The 16,387-nt window shown below is 43.7% G+C and carries 20 protein-coding genes; 7 read left to right on the top strand and 13 right to left on the bottom strand.

Annotation, left to right across the window (positions count from 1 at the left end):
• Positions 1 to 30: 30 nt before the first annotated feature.
• The 12 genes from E2R66_RS11285 to E2R66_RS11230 form a co-directional block, all read right to left on the bottom strand.
• Positions 31 to 783: a YoaK family protein gene (locus E2R66_RS11285; protein ID WP_133230596.1), complete on the bottom strand. Its 753-nt coding sequence runs from the start codon at positions 781 to 783 to the stop codon at positions 31 to 33.
• A 318-nt stretch (positions 784 to 1,101) separates the two neighbouring features.
• Positions 1,102 to 1,758 carry a metallophosphoesterase family protein gene (locus tag E2R66_RS11280; protein ID WP_133230598.1) on the bottom strand — a complete coding sequence of 219 codons (657 nt, stop codon included), beginning with the start codon at positions 1,756 to 1,758 and terminating at the stop codon, positions 1,102 to 1,104.
• A 1-nt stretch (position 1,759) separates the two neighbouring features.
• Positions 1,760 to 2,530, bottom strand: coding sequence for a metallophosphoesterase family protein (locus E2R66_RS11275; RefSeq protein ID WP_133230600.1), 771 nt, complete (start codon positions 2,528 to 2,530; stop codon positions 1,760 to 1,762).
• Positions 2,531 to 2,541: 11 nt separating this feature from the next.
• Positions 2,542 to 3,606, bottom strand: a complete 1,065-nt coding sequence (locus tag E2R66_RS11270; protein WP_133230602.1) for an ArsO family NAD(P)H-dependent flavin-containing monooxygenase — start codon at positions 3,604 to 3,606, stop codon at positions 2,542 to 2,544.
• Positions 3,603 to 4,685 (bottom strand): ACR3 family arsenite efflux transporter, encoded by a 1,083-nt coding sequence (arsB, locus tag E2R66_RS11265; RefSeq protein ID WP_133230604.1) that lies wholly within the window; start codon positions 4,683 to 4,685, stop codon positions 3,603 to 3,605. Before arsB ends, E2R66_RS11270 begins: the two co-directional genes overlap by 4 nt.
• Before the next feature lie 43 nt (positions 4,686 to 4,728).
• Positions 4,729 to 5,355, bottom strand: coding sequence for a hypothetical protein (locus E2R66_RS11260; RefSeq protein WP_133230606.1), 627 nt, complete (start codon positions 5,353 to 5,355; stop codon positions 4,729 to 4,731).
• Between the two features lie 24 nt (positions 5,356 to 5,379).
• On the bottom strand, positions 5,380 to 5,712 hold the full coding sequence (locus E2R66_RS11255) for a hypothetical protein (RefSeq protein WP_133230608.1): 333 nt from the start codon (positions 5,710 to 5,712) through the stop codon (positions 5,380 to 5,382).
• A gap of 49 nt (positions 5,713 to 5,761) precedes the next feature.
• Positions 5,762 to 6,184, bottom strand: coding sequence for an arsenate reductase ArsC (locus tag E2R66_RS11250; protein ID WP_133230610.1), 423 nt, complete (start codon positions 6,182 to 6,184; stop codon positions 5,762 to 5,764).
• Positions 6,181 to 6,606: an arsenic resistance N-acetyltransferase ArsN2 gene (gene arsN2 / locus E2R66_RS11245; RefSeq protein WP_133230612.1), complete on the bottom strand. Its 426-nt coding sequence runs from the start codon at positions 6,604 to 6,606 to the stop codon at positions 6,181 to 6,183. The genes E2R66_RS11250 and arsN2 overlap by 4 nt, the downstream gene beginning before the upstream one ends.
• 10 nt (positions 6,607 to 6,616) lie before the next feature.
• Entirely contained in the window at positions 6,617 to 7,189 is a 573-nt protein-coding gene (locus E2R66_RS11240) for a DUF6428 family protein (RefSeq protein ID WP_133230614.1), read from the bottom strand.
• A 55-nt stretch (positions 7,190 to 7,244) separates the two neighbouring features.
• Positions 7,245 to 7,574: an ArsR/SmtB family transcription factor gene (locus tag E2R66_RS11235; protein WP_133230616.1), complete on the bottom strand. Its 330-nt coding sequence runs from the start codon at positions 7,572 to 7,574 to the stop codon at positions 7,245 to 7,247.
• A gap of 88 nt (positions 7,575 to 7,662) precedes the next feature.
• Positions 7,663 to 8,223 (bottom strand): helix-turn-helix domain-containing protein, encoded by a 561-nt coding sequence (locus E2R66_RS11230; RefSeq protein ID WP_133230618.1) that lies wholly within the window; start codon positions 8,221 to 8,223, stop codon positions 7,663 to 7,665.
• A 303-nt stretch (positions 8,224 to 8,526) separates the two neighbouring features.
• Between E2R66_RS11230 and E2R66_RS11225 the strand changes: the two genes are divergently transcribed.
• The 6 genes from E2R66_RS11225 (at position 8,527) to E2R66_RS28320 (ending at position 12,902) form a co-directional block, all read left to right on the top strand.
• Positions 8,527 to 8,895, top strand: a complete 369-nt coding sequence (locus tag E2R66_RS11225) for a cupin domain-containing protein (RefSeq protein ID WP_133230620.1) — start codon at positions 8,527 to 8,529, stop codon at positions 8,893 to 8,895.
• A gap of 269 nt (positions 8,896 to 9,164) precedes the next feature.
• Complete coding sequence (locus tag E2R66_RS11220; protein WP_240049292.1) at positions 9,165 to 10,616, top strand: OmpA family protein; 1,452 nt, start codon at positions 9,165 to 9,167, stop codon at positions 10,614 to 10,616.
• A gap of 24 nt (positions 10,617 to 10,640) precedes the next feature.
• Positions 10,641 to 11,222: a hypothetical protein gene (locus E2R66_RS11215; RefSeq protein ID WP_133230622.1), complete on the top strand. Its 582-nt coding sequence runs from the start codon at positions 10,641 to 10,643 to the stop codon at positions 11,220 to 11,222.
• Positions 11,223 to 11,731: 509 nt separating this feature from the next.
• Positions 11,732 to 12,094 (top strand): response regulator, encoded by a 363-nt coding sequence (locus E2R66_RS11210; RefSeq protein WP_133230624.1) that lies wholly within the window; start codon positions 11,732 to 11,734, stop codon positions 12,092 to 12,094.
• Positions 12,095 to 12,114: 20 nt separating this feature from the next.
• Positions 12,115 to 12,642, top strand: coding sequence for a DUF892 family protein (locus tag E2R66_RS11205; RefSeq protein WP_133230626.1), 528 nt, complete (start codon positions 12,115 to 12,117; stop codon positions 12,640 to 12,642).
• A gap of 116 nt (positions 12,643 to 12,758) precedes the next feature.
• Complete coding sequence (locus tag E2R66_RS28320; protein WP_158288382.1) at positions 12,759 to 12,902, top strand: hypothetical protein; 144 nt, start codon at positions 12,759 to 12,761, stop codon at positions 12,900 to 12,902.
• Positions 12,903 to 12,980: 78 nt separating this feature from the next.
• Here the strand turns inward: E2R66_RS28320 and E2R66_RS11200 are convergent, their stop codons facing one another.
• A complete protein-coding gene (locus E2R66_RS11200) occupies positions 12,981 to 15,506 on the bottom strand; it encodes a KAP family P-loop NTPase fold protein (RefSeq protein WP_133230628.1) in 2,526 nt (841 codons plus the stop codon).
• Between the two features lie 466 nt (positions 15,507 to 15,972).
• On the opposite strand from E2R66_RS11200, the gene E2R66_RS11195 reads away from it, so the two are divergent.
• Entirely contained in the window at positions 15,973 to 16,365 is a 393-nt protein-coding gene (locus tag E2R66_RS11195) for a single-stranded DNA-binding protein (RefSeq protein WP_133230630.1), read from the top strand.
• Positions 16,366 to 16,387 lie beyond the last annotated feature (22 nt).

Genomic DNA, 16,387 nt, shown 5'->3' with positions numbered 1-16,387 from the left:
TTCTCTTCGCACAGCGATTAATCGAGGGTACTATTCCGTATGCCTGATCCTGCGCCTGACCGCATCAACGCCGGTACGGTAATATCTTTTGGCTTTAACCCTGAGCAGATCATATCCCAATGCGAACAACAATATCAGTATTGGCGCGTAAAACGACCTGAACCCAAAACCCTGGAACAGGAAAGCGCCTAATACCGCTCCGCTCATGAAAGAGAAGATGATAAACAGCCGAAGCCTGATCTTAGACCGAAGCTCCTGCCGCCCGGCCGTGTCGCCGTGTATGATATGCGCCAGGTCAATACCCAGGTCAGTAACTGTCCCCGTCAAATGTGTGGTCCTGACCACCGAACCTGATACCATAGAGACCAGGGCATTTTGCAGGCCCATCGCAAAAAGCAGGCTCCCGGCAAAGTAATGTCTCCCTGCCTGGGAACCATTGTATAGATGTCCATAAAGCGCCGATATCAGTAAGATGAGTATTTCGATGATCACCGGGATGAAATAGGAGAAACGCTGATTTTCTCCTGTGAAAGAAAGAATGATGCCGGTAAAGAAGGCCCCGGCCAAAAACAGGAACATCCAGAGCGCGATCACAGCCGCGGTTTTCCAGTCCAGGAAGGCGATCCGTTCCGCAAGTAGGGCGGCATGGCCGGTAACGTTGGTTGTCAAAACTGAAAATCCCAAAAATCCTTCCGCATTTACAAATCCTGCTGTTAGGCCCAACAGGGTTGCCAGCTTCAGATTATGTGTCGAGGTTCGTTTTGCGCCTAAGTGCCTTAACATCCTTTGTTTGTTTTTGGCGGGAAAACGCTTATTTCCGTCAGGTACAAGATCGGTACAAATATACCTGATATTCAGGATAAAGTTTTAAAGAGCCCCATTTAACTTTTAAAGCTAAAAGAGCGAATTATCATCACCCTTTTTTTCTCAATAGCGTTCTGCAGATTCTTTAAATCGTAAAAAGGCGGGATCATTTCCTGTGAGTAACCCCAATCAGTTGCTGAACTGGCTTGCAGGTGCATCCAAAGCCGGCGCCGTACTTTATTAAAATCAACAAGCAAACGCATAATAGTCAACATAGAGCAGCAGTTTAACTTGCTTTCAATAAGCTTTTCTAAGCCGACCAGCTAATTCATCCGGCAATGGACTCGTTTCGACTGCCTTGGCCGCTTTTTCCAAATCATAGGCGAACCGTACAAAGTCAACTTTAATATTTTCATCAATAGTTAACAACACATAACACCCATCGGGATTACCATCTTTGGGTTTACCAACAGAACCAATATTGATCAAATGCTTATTGCCGATCATCCGGTAATAGGGTAAATGGGAGTGACCAACGCAAAGCACATCCGCTTTGGTTTCGTTCATGATTTCCAGGACATAGGCTTCATCTGTATCTTCGAGTATATACTCGTTAATGCGGCGGGTGCTGCCATGCGCCAGTATGATGTTTAGATGAGTATTATTCAATTGGTATTCTAACTTGATGTGTGCCGGGAGCGTGTTTAAATAAGCCCGGTTATCGGCAGATAGCAATTCATAGGCGTAACCGCTGGTTTTCTGGTCATGATTACCTGCTAAGGTAGCGATACGCCGCCTACGTATTTCTGTAATGATTTCGTTAGGCCAGATGTTATAGCCGATCATATCGCCTAAACAATATACCGCATCCACTTTACGACTGTCCAGGTCGGTAAGGAATGCTTCGAAGGCCGGTAGATTGGCATGTATATCAGAAAAAAGTGCTATCCTCATCTTAGCCGTTCCTTAACATAGCTGCATATTCATTTGGCAGCGGGCTGTCTTCAACCGCTTTAGCCGCTTTTTCGATATCATAATCAAAGCGAATGAACTCAACTTGTACGCTATCTTTATCCTTGGTTGAACTGTTTTCATTGATATGGAGCATCACATAACCGCCGCGTGGATCTTTGTCCTTAGGCTTGCCTACCGAGCCGATATTGATGGCATGACGGTAACGGATATCAGCCGTTATTTCTGTTGACAAGATCCGGTGATAAGGCTGATGGGTATGTCCAAAGCAAAGGACATCCGCATCGGCCTGTTCTATGATCCGCAGCATGCTTTTTTCGTCCCGATCTTCAAACAGGTACTCGTTTACCTTTCGGGGACTGCCATGTACAAAAAGTACATTCATTTTGTCATTATTCAACTGAAATTCCAATCGGATATGTGCAGGGAGCGTGCGCAAGTAAGCCCGTTGTTCATCTTTTACCACTTCATTGGTATAAGCTATAGAGACTTTGCCCAGCGCTTTCTCTTCTTCTGTTTTATAAGCACAACCGCAATCATCGCTATAGCGGCCGATACCAAAGTCGTAGTTGCCCGTTATGCAGGGAATATTCCGTTTACGGATCTCATCAATAACTTCATTCGGCCAGATGTTATAACCGACTAAATCGCCCAGGCAATAAATGGCATCGGGCTTATGTATCTCTACATCAGCAAAGAAAGCCTCCAGCGCAGGCAGGTTGGCGTGAATATCTGAAAAGAGCGCTATTTTCATAGATTATCTATTTAAATCTGGTTATAATTGTTTAAAAAAGTTGTGATTTCGTTGACTGTATCCTTGGCTGACCGGCCTACGCCGATAAGGGTAGCTGATGCAAATCCAGTCCAGTTACCGTAGCCGACGAGCCAGAGCCCATTTATCTCGACCGCCTTAGTTCCTGTTGTCCGGACCTTCTGGTTATCAGCAACAATTCCCAGTTGTTTTAAAGGAAAGGTCGCTGGTTGAAAGCCTGTACACCATATCAGTATGTCAAAATATTCATGAATTCCGTCATCCCATATAACGCCGTTATTATCAATGGCCTTGACCGCCCCTTTACTTTGTAAGACCCCGCGCTCCCGCGCTGCTACAACAGACGGAACCATGACTATGTTCCCCAAGCTATAATCTGCCGCGTTATACGGTACCCCTTGTTGCTGTGCCTTGTATTTTGCAGTAGCCTGGTTAAACAAGACGCTTCCGTCCACGTCGTCAGGTAAATAGGCAGGTGGATTTTGAGTTGACCAGGCCGCATCGGTAACCGATGATAATTCGGCGAATAACTGTGCGCCGGAGTTTCCACCCCCAATAATCAACACCTTTTTTCCAAGAAATTGGTTTGAATTGCGATACTGGGCCGAGTGGATTTGAATCCCGGAAAAAGTGTCTCTTCCTGGAACATTGGGAATAAATGGAGATTGCCAGTTTCCGGTCGCGCCGATAACAGCTTTTGCCAGATACGTCGCTTTATTGCTGGTAATTTCAAATCCCGTAGTAGTTTTGTTGACCGCCACAACTTCGACAGGTCGCTCGACGGGGATATGATAATGTCGTTCGTAATCGCACAAGTAGGCTAACACTTCCTCCCTTGTCGGGAATTTACCCTGTGACGCAGGCATAGGCCTACCCGGCAAAGTGCTGTTTGTTGCCGGAGAAAAAAGCGTTAGCGAATCCCAACCGTGCAGCCAGGCTCCGCCGCAAGACTGCTGGTTGTCCAGTAACAGATAGTCATGCTTCTCCCTATTTAAAAAATACGCACATGCCAGGGCGCTTTGGCCACCCCCGATGACGATGATGTCGTGTTTGATCATACAGATTTTAGGGCTGGCTTATTGTAATATCTTTTACGAAAGTAGAACGCAAGGTTAACCAGTGCAATCAGGGCAGGTACTTCCACCAACGGGCCTATCACCCCGGCAAAAGCTTCGCCGGAGTTAATGCCGAACACACCAATTGCCACAGCAATCGCCAGTTCAAAGTTGTTGCCTGTTGCAGTAAAAGCAATAGATGTGCTGCGGGAATAGTCGGCTCCAAACGATTTGCCGATAAAAAAGCTCAGCACGAACATGATGGTAAAGTAGATCACCAATGGTAACGCGATACGCAAGACATCAAACGGTATCTGCACGATCAGGTTGCCTTTCAGGCTAAACATCACCACGATGGTAAACAATAAAGCGATCAGTGTTATCGGTGATATAAAAGGCACATATTTCGTTTTAAACCATTCTTCGCCTTTCAGTTTGATTAATGTATAGCGGCTGATCACACCGGCAGCAAATGGGATGCCCAGGTAGATACCCACACTTTTGGCGATCTCACCTATAGTGATATTAACAGCTAAACCTTTCAACCCAAACAGTGGCGGCAACACCGTTATAAATACATAGGCATAAACACTATACAGCAATACCTGGAAGATGCTATTTAAAGCGATCAGTCCTGCGGCATATTCCCGGTTACCCTCAGCCAGTTCGTTCCATACCACGACCATCGCAATACAACGGGCCAGCCCAATCAGAATCAACCCTACCATATAAGCCGGATGGTCGCGCAATAAAGTGATAGCCAGTACAAACATCAGTATCGGCCCGATGACCCAGTTAAGGATGAGCGAGGCGCTCAATACTTTGGTATCCCTGAATACCTCACCCATGTTTTCGTATTTTACTTTGGCCAAAGGAGGGTACATCATCAGGATCAAACCAATCGCCAAAGGGATATTGGTCGTTCCACTGGAAAACGAGTTGATAAAGCCAGATGATGACGGAATAAAGTAGCCTACGCCAACACCAATGGCCATAGCCAGGAATATCCAAAGCGTTAAATAACGATCAAGGAAACTGAGTTTTTTGCGTTCGGCCACCGGGGCACAGTTGTTTGCTGACATAATTTATTGCGTATATCGTGTTTTAATATGAATTGAGTGTAAACTACTTCCAGTTTTCTTTGAATTTAGAAGCGGCAAAAAACATTTCCGCTGTGATCATTTTGGCTTGCACCTCGTATTGCTCATCGGTCGCACCTGCTGAAATGGGCGAATATTTCAATTTAACGGCGAACTTATCCGGGCTGGCCAGCAGCGAAGCAGCGCTTTCCTGTGCCAATACATGAATGGCCTGCGGGTTTGAGGGCGAACTTTCTAAGGTAACCGAACCACCCTGATCGTTGTACTTGGCTTCGTCGCCGCTTACTTTAAAGCCGAGTTTCACCAGTGCCGGTGCAACTTTTGGAGACGCGGCTGTACCAACAACAAGAATCTTTACATCGTTGATACCGTAAGAAGCCAGCGCAGCTTTTAGCACGGCTTTGGCAATAGGTGCGCTAAAGCCATCATTACCCACAAACTCGACGATCACCGGCAATTTTTTGCCTTTGGTAACAATACCCAATTGCTGGATGCCACCGAGTTCATCCTGACGGTCATTTGTAATAGGATTACTCTTTTTAAGGATTTTAAACGTTTGGGCCAATTCGGGATAAACAGGTTCTGCCGATGGGGTGAAGGCGGAACTTACGATCAGTAATGCCGCTAAACATAAAAAGGATAAATGTTTCATGATCTTAGGATTTATCATTGGGGTTTATAGATTGGTGCTTGATTGACGTTCGGACATTTGATAGACGAGAGCTTTAAACTGTATGGATAGCCGTTCAAAATAGGCCAGGTTAAGCCGGTAGAAACTAATGCCGTCCTGGTTTACCGTGCTGACCACGTTTGTCGCTTCTAAACTTTTCAGGCATTCCTTGATCATTTTTGTTTCGAGTGGTATTTGCCCAAGCTGGCTTAGCCCTGTCCAGTCGTCCTGTGTGCGTAAATAGTTTAGGATAAGCACGCAATCGGGTGAAGCCATAATCTTATTAAAAGCCGCTAACGCCACATCATCCGGATCATATATGATTGTTGATTTTGCCATTTTTTATATTGCCTTATTGCTATTTAACGATAGATGAGATTAAAAAAGGTTAGCTTACATGCTCCCTTACAAAATCAGCTGCGTAGACCTTGATCATATCCCTTACCCGGCGAAACTCGTCCATCACTTCCTCCAGGGTACCGGTTGCCTTGGCGGGGTCGGGAAAGTTTTCGTGGAAACGTTCCACCTTGCCCGGAAAGAACGGACAAGCTTCATTGGCGTTATCACAAACGGTGATCACCTGATCAAACGGTATAGCCATATATTCATCCACATGATTAGAGGTGTGTTTCACGATATCGATATGGTCTTCCGCCATCACCTGTACGGCCTTTGGATTTACACCGTGGGTTTCAATACCCGCGCTGTAAATATTGGCTTTGTCGCCTGCAAAGTGGCGTAGGTAAGCTTCGGCTAACTGGCTGCGGCAGCTATTGCCGGTGCATAACACTAATATGTTTTTTTTTCTCATAATTCTTTTTTCATAACAATAGCCGATACCGGGCAAACATGACTGAACTCAGATGATCGCTGAACCTCAGCGGGCACTTCTACGCGTGTTATTCTGGTATAACTCTTTTGCTCAAAGTAGGTCGGTGCGGTTTCCGTTAGCAGGTATAATGCTAAAAGACCATTTTTCTTGCTCATGCTGTCAAGTTGTGCTAAAAGCTTGCCCGCTATACCGGCACCTCTGTGTTCAGGATGAACAGCTAAAGAGCGCAGTAATCCGTTATTTCCGTAAACTTCCACGCCGCCTACGCCAACCAGGCTACCATCCTGGATCGCAACAATAAAGTTATCCAGCGTTTCGGGTAGGTCGGCTACCGGCAGCTTTTCTGCCGCCAGCAACTCGACAATTTTGTCTCTGTATGTATGGGCTTGGTCGATGATCATTGTTCGATAATTAGCAGCAACCACCGCCCGGTGTGCAGCAAGCTTCCGCAGGTGCAGCCAGGTTCACTAATTGTACTTTTGGTTTTTCTGCCACCGCAGGCGCGCAGCATTCTTCACCTTTCTCGTTCGTGCCACAACTGCCGCCACGTCCTATTGCTTTGCATTGTACGGCATCAGGGCGCAGGTCTACGGTTAAAGCGTTACCGTCTACTATCATTTCATTCGGGAACATCTGGCGGGTATCAAATTCCGAATTACCAAACTCGATCTTTACCGTGCCATTCGGATTAAGCGGCAGCATTTTTTCTACTATATCTACAATGGATAAAGCTTTACGTACTTTCATGGAGCGTTCCTGCTGTTCCGCATTCTCCGGCACCCATAACTGCACGATGATCTCTGTCCAGGTATTCATTACCCCGCCGCAATCCACCGAAGTGATGGGTGCTTGTTTGATCTCGGTGATATGGTAAGCTGCATCCACCAGCTTGCCGTCCGCATATTGGAATTGCAGGTCAAGGTCGGGATGCTGTAATAAGACATCTTTAAAAGTTTTCCAGTTGATTGCTTCTACGTTATTCATAGCGTTATAAATTATTATTTCATTGCAATATTGCGATAGATTTAATCAAATTTTTTTAACAGCAGGTCACCTTCCGGTCGAAAGCCGCAAAGAAACCGCTCATCTGTTCACGCAATTCATTCCAAACCGGTGTATTGATGCAGTAACAAACGCTCACGCCGTCAATAGTGCCCTGTATCAACCCGGCATTCTTCAGTTCTTTCAGATGCTGTGAAATGGTCGGCTGTGCCAAACCCAGTTCATCTACCAGGTCGCCACAGATACAGGTATTTGATTTGATGATCTCCTGTAAAATAGCGATACGGGCAGGGTGCGCTATAGCTTTCAGCATCACAGCTAACCGGTTCTGTTCTTCAGTAAATATTTCTGTTTTTGTTAAGCCCATACTTTATATTGCAATATTGCGATTAATAATGTAAGATGCAAATTTATTTTTATAAAGCTTGGTAGATCAGGCTACAATACGTGATATTTTAAACACTGGTTAAAGCCGATCGTCGGTCAATCTTTAAATTCTTGAAATGGGAAGGCGTTAGCCCCGTGGTCTTTTTGAATTGGTTACATAAGTGGGCCACGCTGCTGTAGTGCATTTTGTAAGATATCTCCGTAAGGGAAAGCTCATCGTAAACCAACAGCTCTTTTACCCTTTCAATTTTATGGGAGATTAAATAATGTTCTAAGGTTATGCCCTCAACTTCCGAGAATAGGTTAGCCATATACGTATAATCGTAGTTTAATTTTTCAGTCAGGTGGTCAGAAAAATTAACTTTAACCGGTTCTTCAATATAATGAATTAATTCAACAACAACCTTTTTGATCCGTTCGATCAGGATGCTTTTTTTATTGTCCATTACTTCAAGGCCGAATTTTTTCAACCCGGCCGTTAGATCGGTTATTTGACTGTAAGAGACCTCGTCTATTAAATCTACCTCTCCCAGCGCCACAGCCGCATAACGTATTGATCGTTTTTTCAGTTCCTGCTTGACCACCATTTTACAGCGGATGCACACCATGTTTTTTATGTAAAGCTTCATGTTCATTCGCTTTTAAGTTTTATAAGAATGAAATAAGGCGGTCGACCAGCGAAAAAGTGCTTTAGCTGACTAACGTTAAAGGTAAGTCTATAGGGCTGCAAAAATCGTGACCAAAGTTGCTTTGATATATGATATAGAACATTAATTTAATTAATAATTAATAAGCTATCAAAACATCCTTCGTAAAGTATCAGGCAGATTCCCACTTAGCCATGTGTGAAAGATGTAGTAGATACACAGATTTGTGTAATGCCTCCAATCTGGATACCCCCACCTTTACAATGATTTAAATTAATAAAGAACATGGACAGCAACGATGAGCAATTGAAGTTTGAGAATTCTGAACTGGAAAAAGGGAAAGCACACATTATTGTCGAGATCATTGAATACGTTCCCAATGCAGTTGTTATCAAAACGATCATTAAAAAATCTACGGGAAACATCAGTATCATGTCCTTCGATAGCGGAGAGGGATTGACTGAAAAAACTTCACCGTTTGATATTTTTTCGCAGATCGTAGAGGGTAGGGCAGAAATCGTGATCGATAAAGTATCACATTTTCTCGAAGCCGGACAAGGTATCATTATCCCCGCACACTTGTCAAATTACATTAAACCCAACGGGCGTTTCAAAATGATTCAAACAATCATTAAAAGTGGCTACGAGGATTAAGCCAATCATTTATGCGGGTCTGATAAACCGGTTTGGTTATACTATCCGCACCGCAAAATATAAGTACTAAATGTTTGGGTGTTGCGATTCTGTCACCAGATCGTGATGCCCGCCCATGTGTGAATGATGTAATATATTACAAGAATTACGTAGTACACAACCAGGCAAATGGGGGCAATTTTGCAATGTTAAAACAGCATCTGTCAGATCAGCTGCATATCTAAAATAAAAGAATTAATCTATCAACGCTCTCTACTCTTAAAAAACAAATGAAAACTATTTACGATTCAATTTCAATGACTTCAGCGATAACTGACGATCATTCCAAATCTAAGCTGCCCGCAGCCCGTTATGTCAACAGGCATAGCGAAAAGAATAAATCTGCGAGAAGTGGATTTAAAACATGGGGGCTTGCCGTTTCACTACTGGCGATTTCCACAATTGCATCCGCGCAGGGCACCACTTCGGATAGCACTGCCAATTTTAGTAAAAGGAGTTTTCGGACCTGGTCTGTCGGACTAAACGGAGGTATGCTAACGCATTACACACCATTTAATGGCGAATCCAATGGTGATTTTAAAACACCGCAGGAAACCTGGGGTTACGGCGGGTATATCAAAAAGCAGATCTTGCCAGGCTTTGGTATTCAAGCGGACTTTTTAGCCGGTACAGTAAAGGGTTTCCGGGCCAATAGCCTTGCTTCTCCGTCTGTAGCACAGGATAATAGCAGCTTTAAATCGAGGATCGACTGGTCTGCGGCTGTTAGTGCCAACTTCACAGTAGCTAATTTAAGCTTGAATCAAAAAAGGAACTTTCTTTCACCATACCTGACTGCGGGTGCGGGGTATATGTCGTCAGGAGCCAACGTAACCGGCGTGCCAACGGGTGCAAGCACGAACTACCACAAAAACTGGTTCGTCCCGGTTGGTGCCGGCTTTAAACTGGGCTTATCCAGGGTGATCAATATCGATCTTGGATATACAGTTTCCTTTATGAAATCAAGGGATTTCGATGGGGTAATCGGTAGCATGAACGACCGGTTCTCTTATGCACATGCTGGTATTGAGATCGCATTAGGCAAAAAGAAAAGTTCACAACTCCAAAATTACAGCGCAATTGCTGCTATTCGCGAGGAAAGTGCCGCAGAGAGCATGGTACTCCGCAACCGTTTGGCAACAGCCGAGCAAAACAGGCTGCTTGATCAGCAAAAGTATGACCGCGATGCCAGACAACTTGCAGTGGACCTGGCTGATGATGACAGGGATGGCGTTGCCAATAAATTTGACAAATGCCCTGGTACGCCGCCAAATACGATAGTCGATGGCGCGGGTTGCCCTTTAAAAGTACCGGCACCCAAGGTGATCATAACAGAAGCTGACCGGAAGGTAGTAGGCGAAGCTATTCGTAACCTGGAATTTGACTTGGGTAAATCAACCATCAAAGAGCGTTCTTACGCGACATTGAATCGTGTTGCAGGCCTTTTGGTTGAGAAAAACTTCAGCTTGAAATTAGCGGGTCATACAGACAACACAGGATCTATGGCACTTAACCTGTCATTATCAAAAGACCGTGCGGAAGCGGTGAAAAGCTATCTGGTAGCACAGGGCGCGAACGCTTCAACTATTGAGGCAACAGGTTACGGCCCAAATCAGCCGATTGCTACCAACAAGACAGCCGCAGGCCGTCAACAGAACCGCAGGGTTGAATTCTCACTGTTTTAATAATACACTTTAAATAAATTTGAAATGAAAAAAATAATCGTAATAACAATTGCAGCTGTTCTAAGCACGGGATTTTTAGCCAGCGCACAAATACAAAAAGGGAACGTAATGGTGGGCGGGAATTTCGCCAACATCAATCTTGGATTGAATGACCCCAAAATATTTAGTGTGGACATCACCCCAAAAGCCGCCTGGTTCATTCAGGACAATGTTGCTTTGGGTGCGTATGTGAACTTAGGCATCCAAACCGCTAAGGGGTCTAATACGACCACCAGTTATGGCGTAGGCGCCCTTGGAAGATATTATACCGGCTCAGATGTAGCCGTGCTTAAACACGGGCGCATTTTTGCTGAAGTCACGGCAGGTATCGGCGGCGTGAATGTTAGCAACGGTGGTGGAAACACCAACGGACTTAATTTAAGTGTCGGTCCGGGCTTCGCCTATTTCATCACGCCAAATATAGGATTGGAAACGCTTTTAAAATATAATGGTCTGGCCGGTTTCGGCAGCCAATCATATCAAAGCAATCTGAACCTTTCGTTCGGCTTCCAGATCTATCTGCCTGGAAGATCAACGGCCAAAAAGGTCCAGGGGGATATGAATTAATATTAGTTGATAAGAGGCATTGCCTATGATAACGAATGAAAAACCGCTCACAGAGAGATGATAAATATCTTCTCGGTTTTGATTAAAGTTTGGTTCAGCTACATTCATTATTGCTTAGACAGCAGTATTGAATGTAGCTGTCCTGCTTTAAGCCCATTTTGCATGGAGCTATTAACCGCAAAGGAACTTGTACAATTGTTAAAATAAGGAAGAACTGTTATTTAGAGCCTTTAAGTACAGAATAGACCGGCAGCATTCCCCACTCTTTGGCGCTAATATGCAGGTGGGGGAATTGTACGGTTGCCAATTGTTCTGAATAGTGATGGGGGGGCAATCAATCAAGAAGAATATTCCGCTGATAACTACAAAGCGTATAGCATTCAGGTACCGAATCTTAAAAACAAAATATTGGCAATGTAGTTGTTTAACCCAAACGAATATTCCTTAATTTCGTTTGATTGAAAATTAACAGTTGGACTGCTATTTGTTACGACATTAGAAATACTGAAATGGCAAAAAGGATATTGGTAATTGACGATGACGAGGATATCCTGGAGATCTTAAATATTATCTTCCAGGAGAATGGGTATGAAACTGTTATATCAAATACCAGTGAGGCGGCTGAACATATCCGGGTAATCCAACCGGATATTGTGCTCCTTGATGTACGTATTGTGGGGTCCGCCAAAAATGGTCCCGAAATTTGCAAAGAAATCAAATCTCAGATAGAAACCAGGCATTTGCCGGTTATGTTAGTATCTGCCGAGACGGATCTGGCTATCATTGCCCAGGATTGTGGCGCTGATACTTATATTGCTAAACCCTTTGATATTTTTGGATTGCTTTCGCGGGTAAAAGAATTCTTATCTTAGCCGTGTAAAAGCATGAGCCAATGTCAGAACAGCCGGATAAATCTCCATCTCCAAAAAAAATAAAATTAGGCTCCGAAAAACTAAAAAAGTTTTTCATTACTCATCTAAACCGGATCTATTTTGCCAAAGCGCATTTGGTTACCTGGCTGCCGCAATTAAAGGACGAAGTTTATTTTGATGATTTGCAACTTGCCATCCGTGAAACTGTTGAGGATGTTGAAAAGCAAATGGCGAGAATGGAACTGATCTACGAACTGCTGGATGAGCCGATATCAAAAGGCAGTATAAATGGTTTGACAGGTTTGGTGGACGATGCCTTTGAGGCGATCCGTGAGCAAACCGGCGAAGCCGAATTACGCGATATGTCTATCATTTTTTACCTACAGAATATTGAAAGTGTGGAAATGGCTTCCTTTCAGGTAATGCAAATGGCTGCGGTTAAGCTAAAGAACAAACACATCAAACAATTACTTCAGGAAAATTATGACGAGGCTAAGGCAGATCGTACCTTACTATTGTTGATTGCAGCGAAGTATATTACAAAGTAGTTGAACATTGCCGAAGGTTAACATAATCCTTAAGTCGTTACCACAGAAATTTACCCCTATACCCTTGTCGCTTTCTTTAATTCTTTCCGATTGGCAATTCCTCTATTTAAGCCTAAATGGATTCAGAAAGGAGATCGTATGCCTATAGCTTTAAACGTCGTATCAAGCCTGTATGCCTTTTATACCGAAATTATGGCATCCCCTTCGGGCCGGGCTCATACGCTGTATCTGCTGCGCAGGATGCCGCTGCTATCCCGTGATGCGAAAAGCTAACTTTCGAAACACCTTCTAAAGCTTACAGACATCAACAATCCAATCTAATACGCTCCAGATTAAACTCAATCATCGTCATCATTCCGCTCAGGTTTTAAGGCCGTTTTAAATTCATAATCCGCCCAATTGTTGAATCCCTTTTCTTTACACGCCTCGAAAAATGCCAGGAAATCAGCTTTTATTGCTGGCTCAACCTTTGTGTTTGCGGTAATAATTTCCTTGTATTCATCTGGCGTAGTAAATATTGTCAGCAATTCCGGATGAATGGCGACTAATTCTTTTTCGCGCATATCGTATTTAATACCAAACTTTAGAAATTGGAATGGGTCCTGCTCCGCCAGGGCAGCTTTAACGACCGGAATAACCGGCGGCTCAAACTTGAAATGTTTCGTCACATATCCCGGCTTTCCCGGTGCGGGTTCCGTGTAATCATGCCGTATACCCCAAAACATCCATGTGCCATCCTTGCTTAAGCCCTTTTCAGCGATATGCGCTTTGAAGTAGTGGGTTTGAAAGTCTATCAGGGCCGTGGTCGGAACACCTATTTCTTTTTGATCATGTTTAATGTGGTAAATAACTTCGGCAGGAAATACATACGGACTTTCTGCGCCTGCAAATAAGCTTTCTACAAAAAGACGATAGGCGCTTTCATCTTTCTTATAATATTGTTTTTCAATCCGGTGATCATAATTATAAAGCAGATCGGTAAACGCTTCGTAGTCGAAGGAGCGACGCCCTTTTTCTCTCACGTACCTGGTTCCCAGGTAAAAAAGGGATGACACCTTCAGTTCAAAATCTATCCTTGTTTTCGGTTTTTCCTGAAAAATTCGCGTGGAAAGTTCATTTAGCAGCTTATCCTCCGCACATTGATCCACCAAATTTTTTACGCCCAAAATGCCGCGCTGCCATGCATTCTGGAATAGTTTTTCAGATATGTCCCGGTTACTTAATCTATAGCGGAAATAACGTTCAAAAAACATGGGGTAAATGATCGCATTTTTTGCCTTAGCTGAGCGGTTGAATTTGAAAAACAGGTTATTCAGAAGGCCGCAAATCAGGGTAATCTCGCTTTCTGTGTATTGTTGCTCTTCCCGCAGCGTACGGCCAATTATCGGCAGTTCCTCTTTTTCCACCAGGTAAGTCCTCAATTCATAATATTCTTCGTGCGACGATCTGGATGGCTTATCCCTGATAAAATCGTTTCGTCGTTCAAATAGTCTGTCATAAATTAATGGAAACCGGAATTTGAGCAGTTCTAATACAAAAAGGCTCTCAAACATGACCTCTTTCCCTAAAAACTGGTAGGCGATCTTAAAATTATTGATGAATTTAATGACATCTCTCGATTGGCGGAAAATCGTTTCAAACGCAAAATTAAATTGATTGCGAAATCCTGTTTCGAGGATATGGCTCCGGTACGCTTCCATATGATCGGAAGTGATAAAACTTTCCAGTAGTTTTTCAAGTACCCTAAGCAGGTCTTCATTTTCTCTTTTGGGTAAAGGTATCTCCAGCTGGATTATCTTGTCCAGGTAGCTGCTGGAGACATTAGCGTTCATAGATTTAATAGACTCCTGGATATAACTCCTTTCGTAGGCAACGAGATAAAAAATATTGGTAAAGTTCGCTGTGTTCCGAATCAATCGCATCACTTCCATGACTTCATCCTTGTAAAGCCTGTCAAGATCGTCTATCGTTACGATTATTTTTTTACCGGATTTTTCCAATAACTGATTAATTCGCTCATAGTCATCAGTATAATTCCCAATACTGAACAACCGGCCGGCAAAACCGATCTGACGAACGAGCTTCTCTGCTGAACTATCTACACGGCTAAGTTTCCGGGAATATTCAAGGACTAATCCAGCAACCTGTGGGTTAAGTGTATACAGCCTGCTGGCCAACAGATCAAAAAAGTCTTTTTGAATATTTGGCGTTCCTTCAGTGCTCCATGGATTGAAATCCACGATCTCCGATTTTTTTTGATCAATGTAACTCTTGATCAAATTGATAAAAGATGTTTTCCCACTGCCGTACTCTCCCAGAATGCCGATAGCAAATGATTTGCTATTGGCGGTCCTGCCAATTCTTTCTGCAATTTCCCGTGCAACTTCCTTTCTGTTAAAGCTATCCTCATCAGCAGAGACTATAGCCAAATCTTCAATAAAGCCGTTGTTGTTAACCCCGGCGATCTCAATCCTCCTTACTGGGATAAAAGTTAAGACTGCAGGAATGATTAATGCAGCAACAATAAGATCCCACTCACGCGTTCCCGGGATTAAGCGCATGTGTGCGAAGTTCCATAGTGGCTGATTTAGCTGCAATACATAAAAAAAAGCAGTGAAAATCGCTATCCGCCGCAGATATCCTTTGTCACCAAACAAGTATAGCCAGGCACCAGCCAACACCGCAAGCACCAACAAGACCAACTCATTCAGGATCGAATTAGTGAATGCTGAAATTAGAGGCTTGACTACCAGTTTATTTAGTAACTCGTTAATAGGGCCGATAAAAAAGAGTAAAAAACCAATACAACACGAAATCCAAAGTACAGCCGGGAGTCGCTTTTTGATGTCCGCTATGAAGCTCATTTAATATTTGTTTTAGGTCTGCATTCCGGGTGAACCGGATTATTAGCGAAGTAAAAATACAAAGGATGGGCACCATTGCCCTATAGTAATTACCAACATACTAAGTGTAGGCTGCTGCTAAAGCGCTATGGGCATGAGTGAAAGGAGAACCATTACACCGATTGGACAACTCATCGCCTGCGGCTCCAATGGCATTTTTTTATTTAATCCATTTTATTTTTAGGCGAAACGGGTAAAAAGCGCAGCTAATATCTTGCCGGATATAACGGTTGGTTTGACAAAAGACTACCGCATAAACGGCTGCCTCCCCAAAGGGTCCCCTCCAATTATTCAGTTTCCTTTTGCCTCGTTTACCGGCACTTCCTATTGCTTTCTTTTTTCCCTTTTTCTTTTAAAAATAATCAATCAGGGCATGGGGGCGAAAGAAGAACAATAAATAAAAATTTATTCATTAAAAAATCAAATTATGTTATTCACAGGAAGATTAACCGGAAACGCAGAAGTTAAATCGGTTGCCACAAACAAATCCCTTATCAATTTTACCGTAGCCATTAACCAAAAATGGAAAAACAAAGCAGGCGAAAAAAAGGAAAAAGCCGTATTCGTTGATTGCACCTACTGGCGCAATACAGGACTTGCTGAATACCTCAGCAAAGGCGCAGTAGTTGAAATTTTGGGATGGGTGGAAGCGCAAGCCTATCAAAGCCAAACCAAAGGGTTACAGTCGAGGCTGATTTGCACTTGCGACACCATTAAGCTATTCAGCCCGATGGCTAAAAGCGCAGACCCTGCCGAAGGCAAGGAGAAAAAGACGGTAACCGCAGGTGCAGGTCAAGACGACGACGACCTGCCATTTTAATCCCGTTCCCATTCATTTTTTA

The organism is Mucilaginibacter psychrotolerans, assembly GCF_004519315.1.
In the GTDB taxonomy this organism is placed as follows: domain Bacteria; phylum Bacteroidota; class Bacteroidia; order Sphingobacteriales; family Sphingobacteriaceae; genus Mucilaginibacter; species Mucilaginibacter psychrotolerans.
The sequence above is the reverse complement of the archived record's forward strand: the minus strand, read 5'-3'. Positions and strand labels throughout refer to the sequence as shown.

Bases quoted from the DNA above. Each gene is read 5' to 3' on its own strand.
- E2R66_RS11195 (WP_133230630.1), top strand. From the start codon at position 15,973: ATGTTATTCACAGGAAGATTAACCGGAAACGCAGAAGTTAAATCGGTT.
- E2R66_RS11230 (WP_133230618.1), bottom strand. From the start codon at position 8,223: ATGAAGCTTTACATAAAAAACATGGTGTGCATCCGCTGTAAAATGGTG.
- E2R66_RS11255 (WP_133230608.1), bottom strand. From the start codon at position 5,712: ATGGCAAAATCAACAATCATATATGATCCGGATGATGTGGCGTTAGCG.
- E2R66_RS11280 (WP_133230598.1), bottom strand. From the start codon at position 1,758: ATGAGGATAGCACTTTTTTCTGATATACATGCCAATCTACCGGCCTTC.
- E2R66_RS11215 (WP_133230622.1), top strand. From the start codon at position 10,641: ATGAAAAAAATAATCGTAATAACAATTGCAGCTGTTCTAAGCACGGGA.
- E2R66_RS11225 (WP_133230620.1), top strand. From the start codon at position 8,527: ATGGACAGCAACGATGAGCAATTGAAGTTTGAGAATTCTGAACTGGAA.
- E2R66_RS11270 (WP_133230602.1), bottom strand. From the start codon at position 3,606: ATGATCAAACACGACATCATCGTCATCGGGGGTGGCCAAAGCGCCCTG.
- E2R66_RS11220 (WP_240049292.1), top strand. From the start codon at position 9,165: ATGAAAACTATTTACGATTCAATTTCAATGACTTCAGCGATAACTGAC.
- arsB (WP_133230604.1), bottom strand. From the start codon at position 4,685: ATGTCAGCAAACAACTGTGCCCCGGTGGCCGAACGCAAAAAACTCAGT.
- E2R66_RS11285 (WP_133230596.1), bottom strand. From the start codon at position 783: ATGTTAAGGCACTTAGGCGCAAAACGAACCTCGACACATAATCTGAAG.
- E2R66_RS11205 (WP_133230626.1), top strand. From the start codon at position 12,115: ATGTCAGAACAGCCGGATAAATCTCCATCTCCAAAAAAAATAAAATTA.
- E2R66_RS11240 (WP_133230614.1), bottom strand. From the start codon at position 7,189: ATGAATAACGTAGAAGCAATCAACTGGAAAACTTTTAAAGATGTCTTA.
- arsN2 (WP_133230612.1), bottom strand. From the start codon at position 6,606: ATGATCATCGACCAAGCCCATACATACAGAGACAAAATTGTCGAGTTG.
- E2R66_RS11235 (WP_133230616.1), bottom strand. From the start codon at position 7,574: ATGGGCTTAACAAAAACAGAAATATTTACTGAAGAACAGAACCGGTTA.
- E2R66_RS11260 (WP_133230606.1), bottom strand. From the start codon at position 5,355: ATGAAACATTTATCCTTTTTATGTTTAGCGGCATTACTGATCGTAAGT.
- E2R66_RS11275 (WP_133230600.1), bottom strand. From the start codon at position 2,530: ATGAAAATAGCGCTCTTTTCAGATATTCACGCCAACCTGCCTGCGCTG.
- E2R66_RS11200 (WP_133230628.1), bottom strand. From the start codon at position 15,506: ATGAGCTTCATAGCGGACATCAAAAAGCGACTCCCGGCTGTACTTTGG.
- E2R66_RS28320 (WP_158288382.1), top strand. From the start codon at position 12,759: ATGGATTCAGAAAGGAGATCGTATGCCTATAGCTTTAAACGTCGTATC.
- E2R66_RS11250 (WP_133230610.1), bottom strand. From the start codon at position 6,184: ATGAGAAAAAAAAACATATTAGTGTTATGCACCGGCAATAGCTGCCGC.
- E2R66_RS11210 (WP_133230624.1), top strand. From the start codon at position 11,732: ATGGCAAAAAGGATATTGGTAATTGACGATGACGAGGATATCCTGGAG.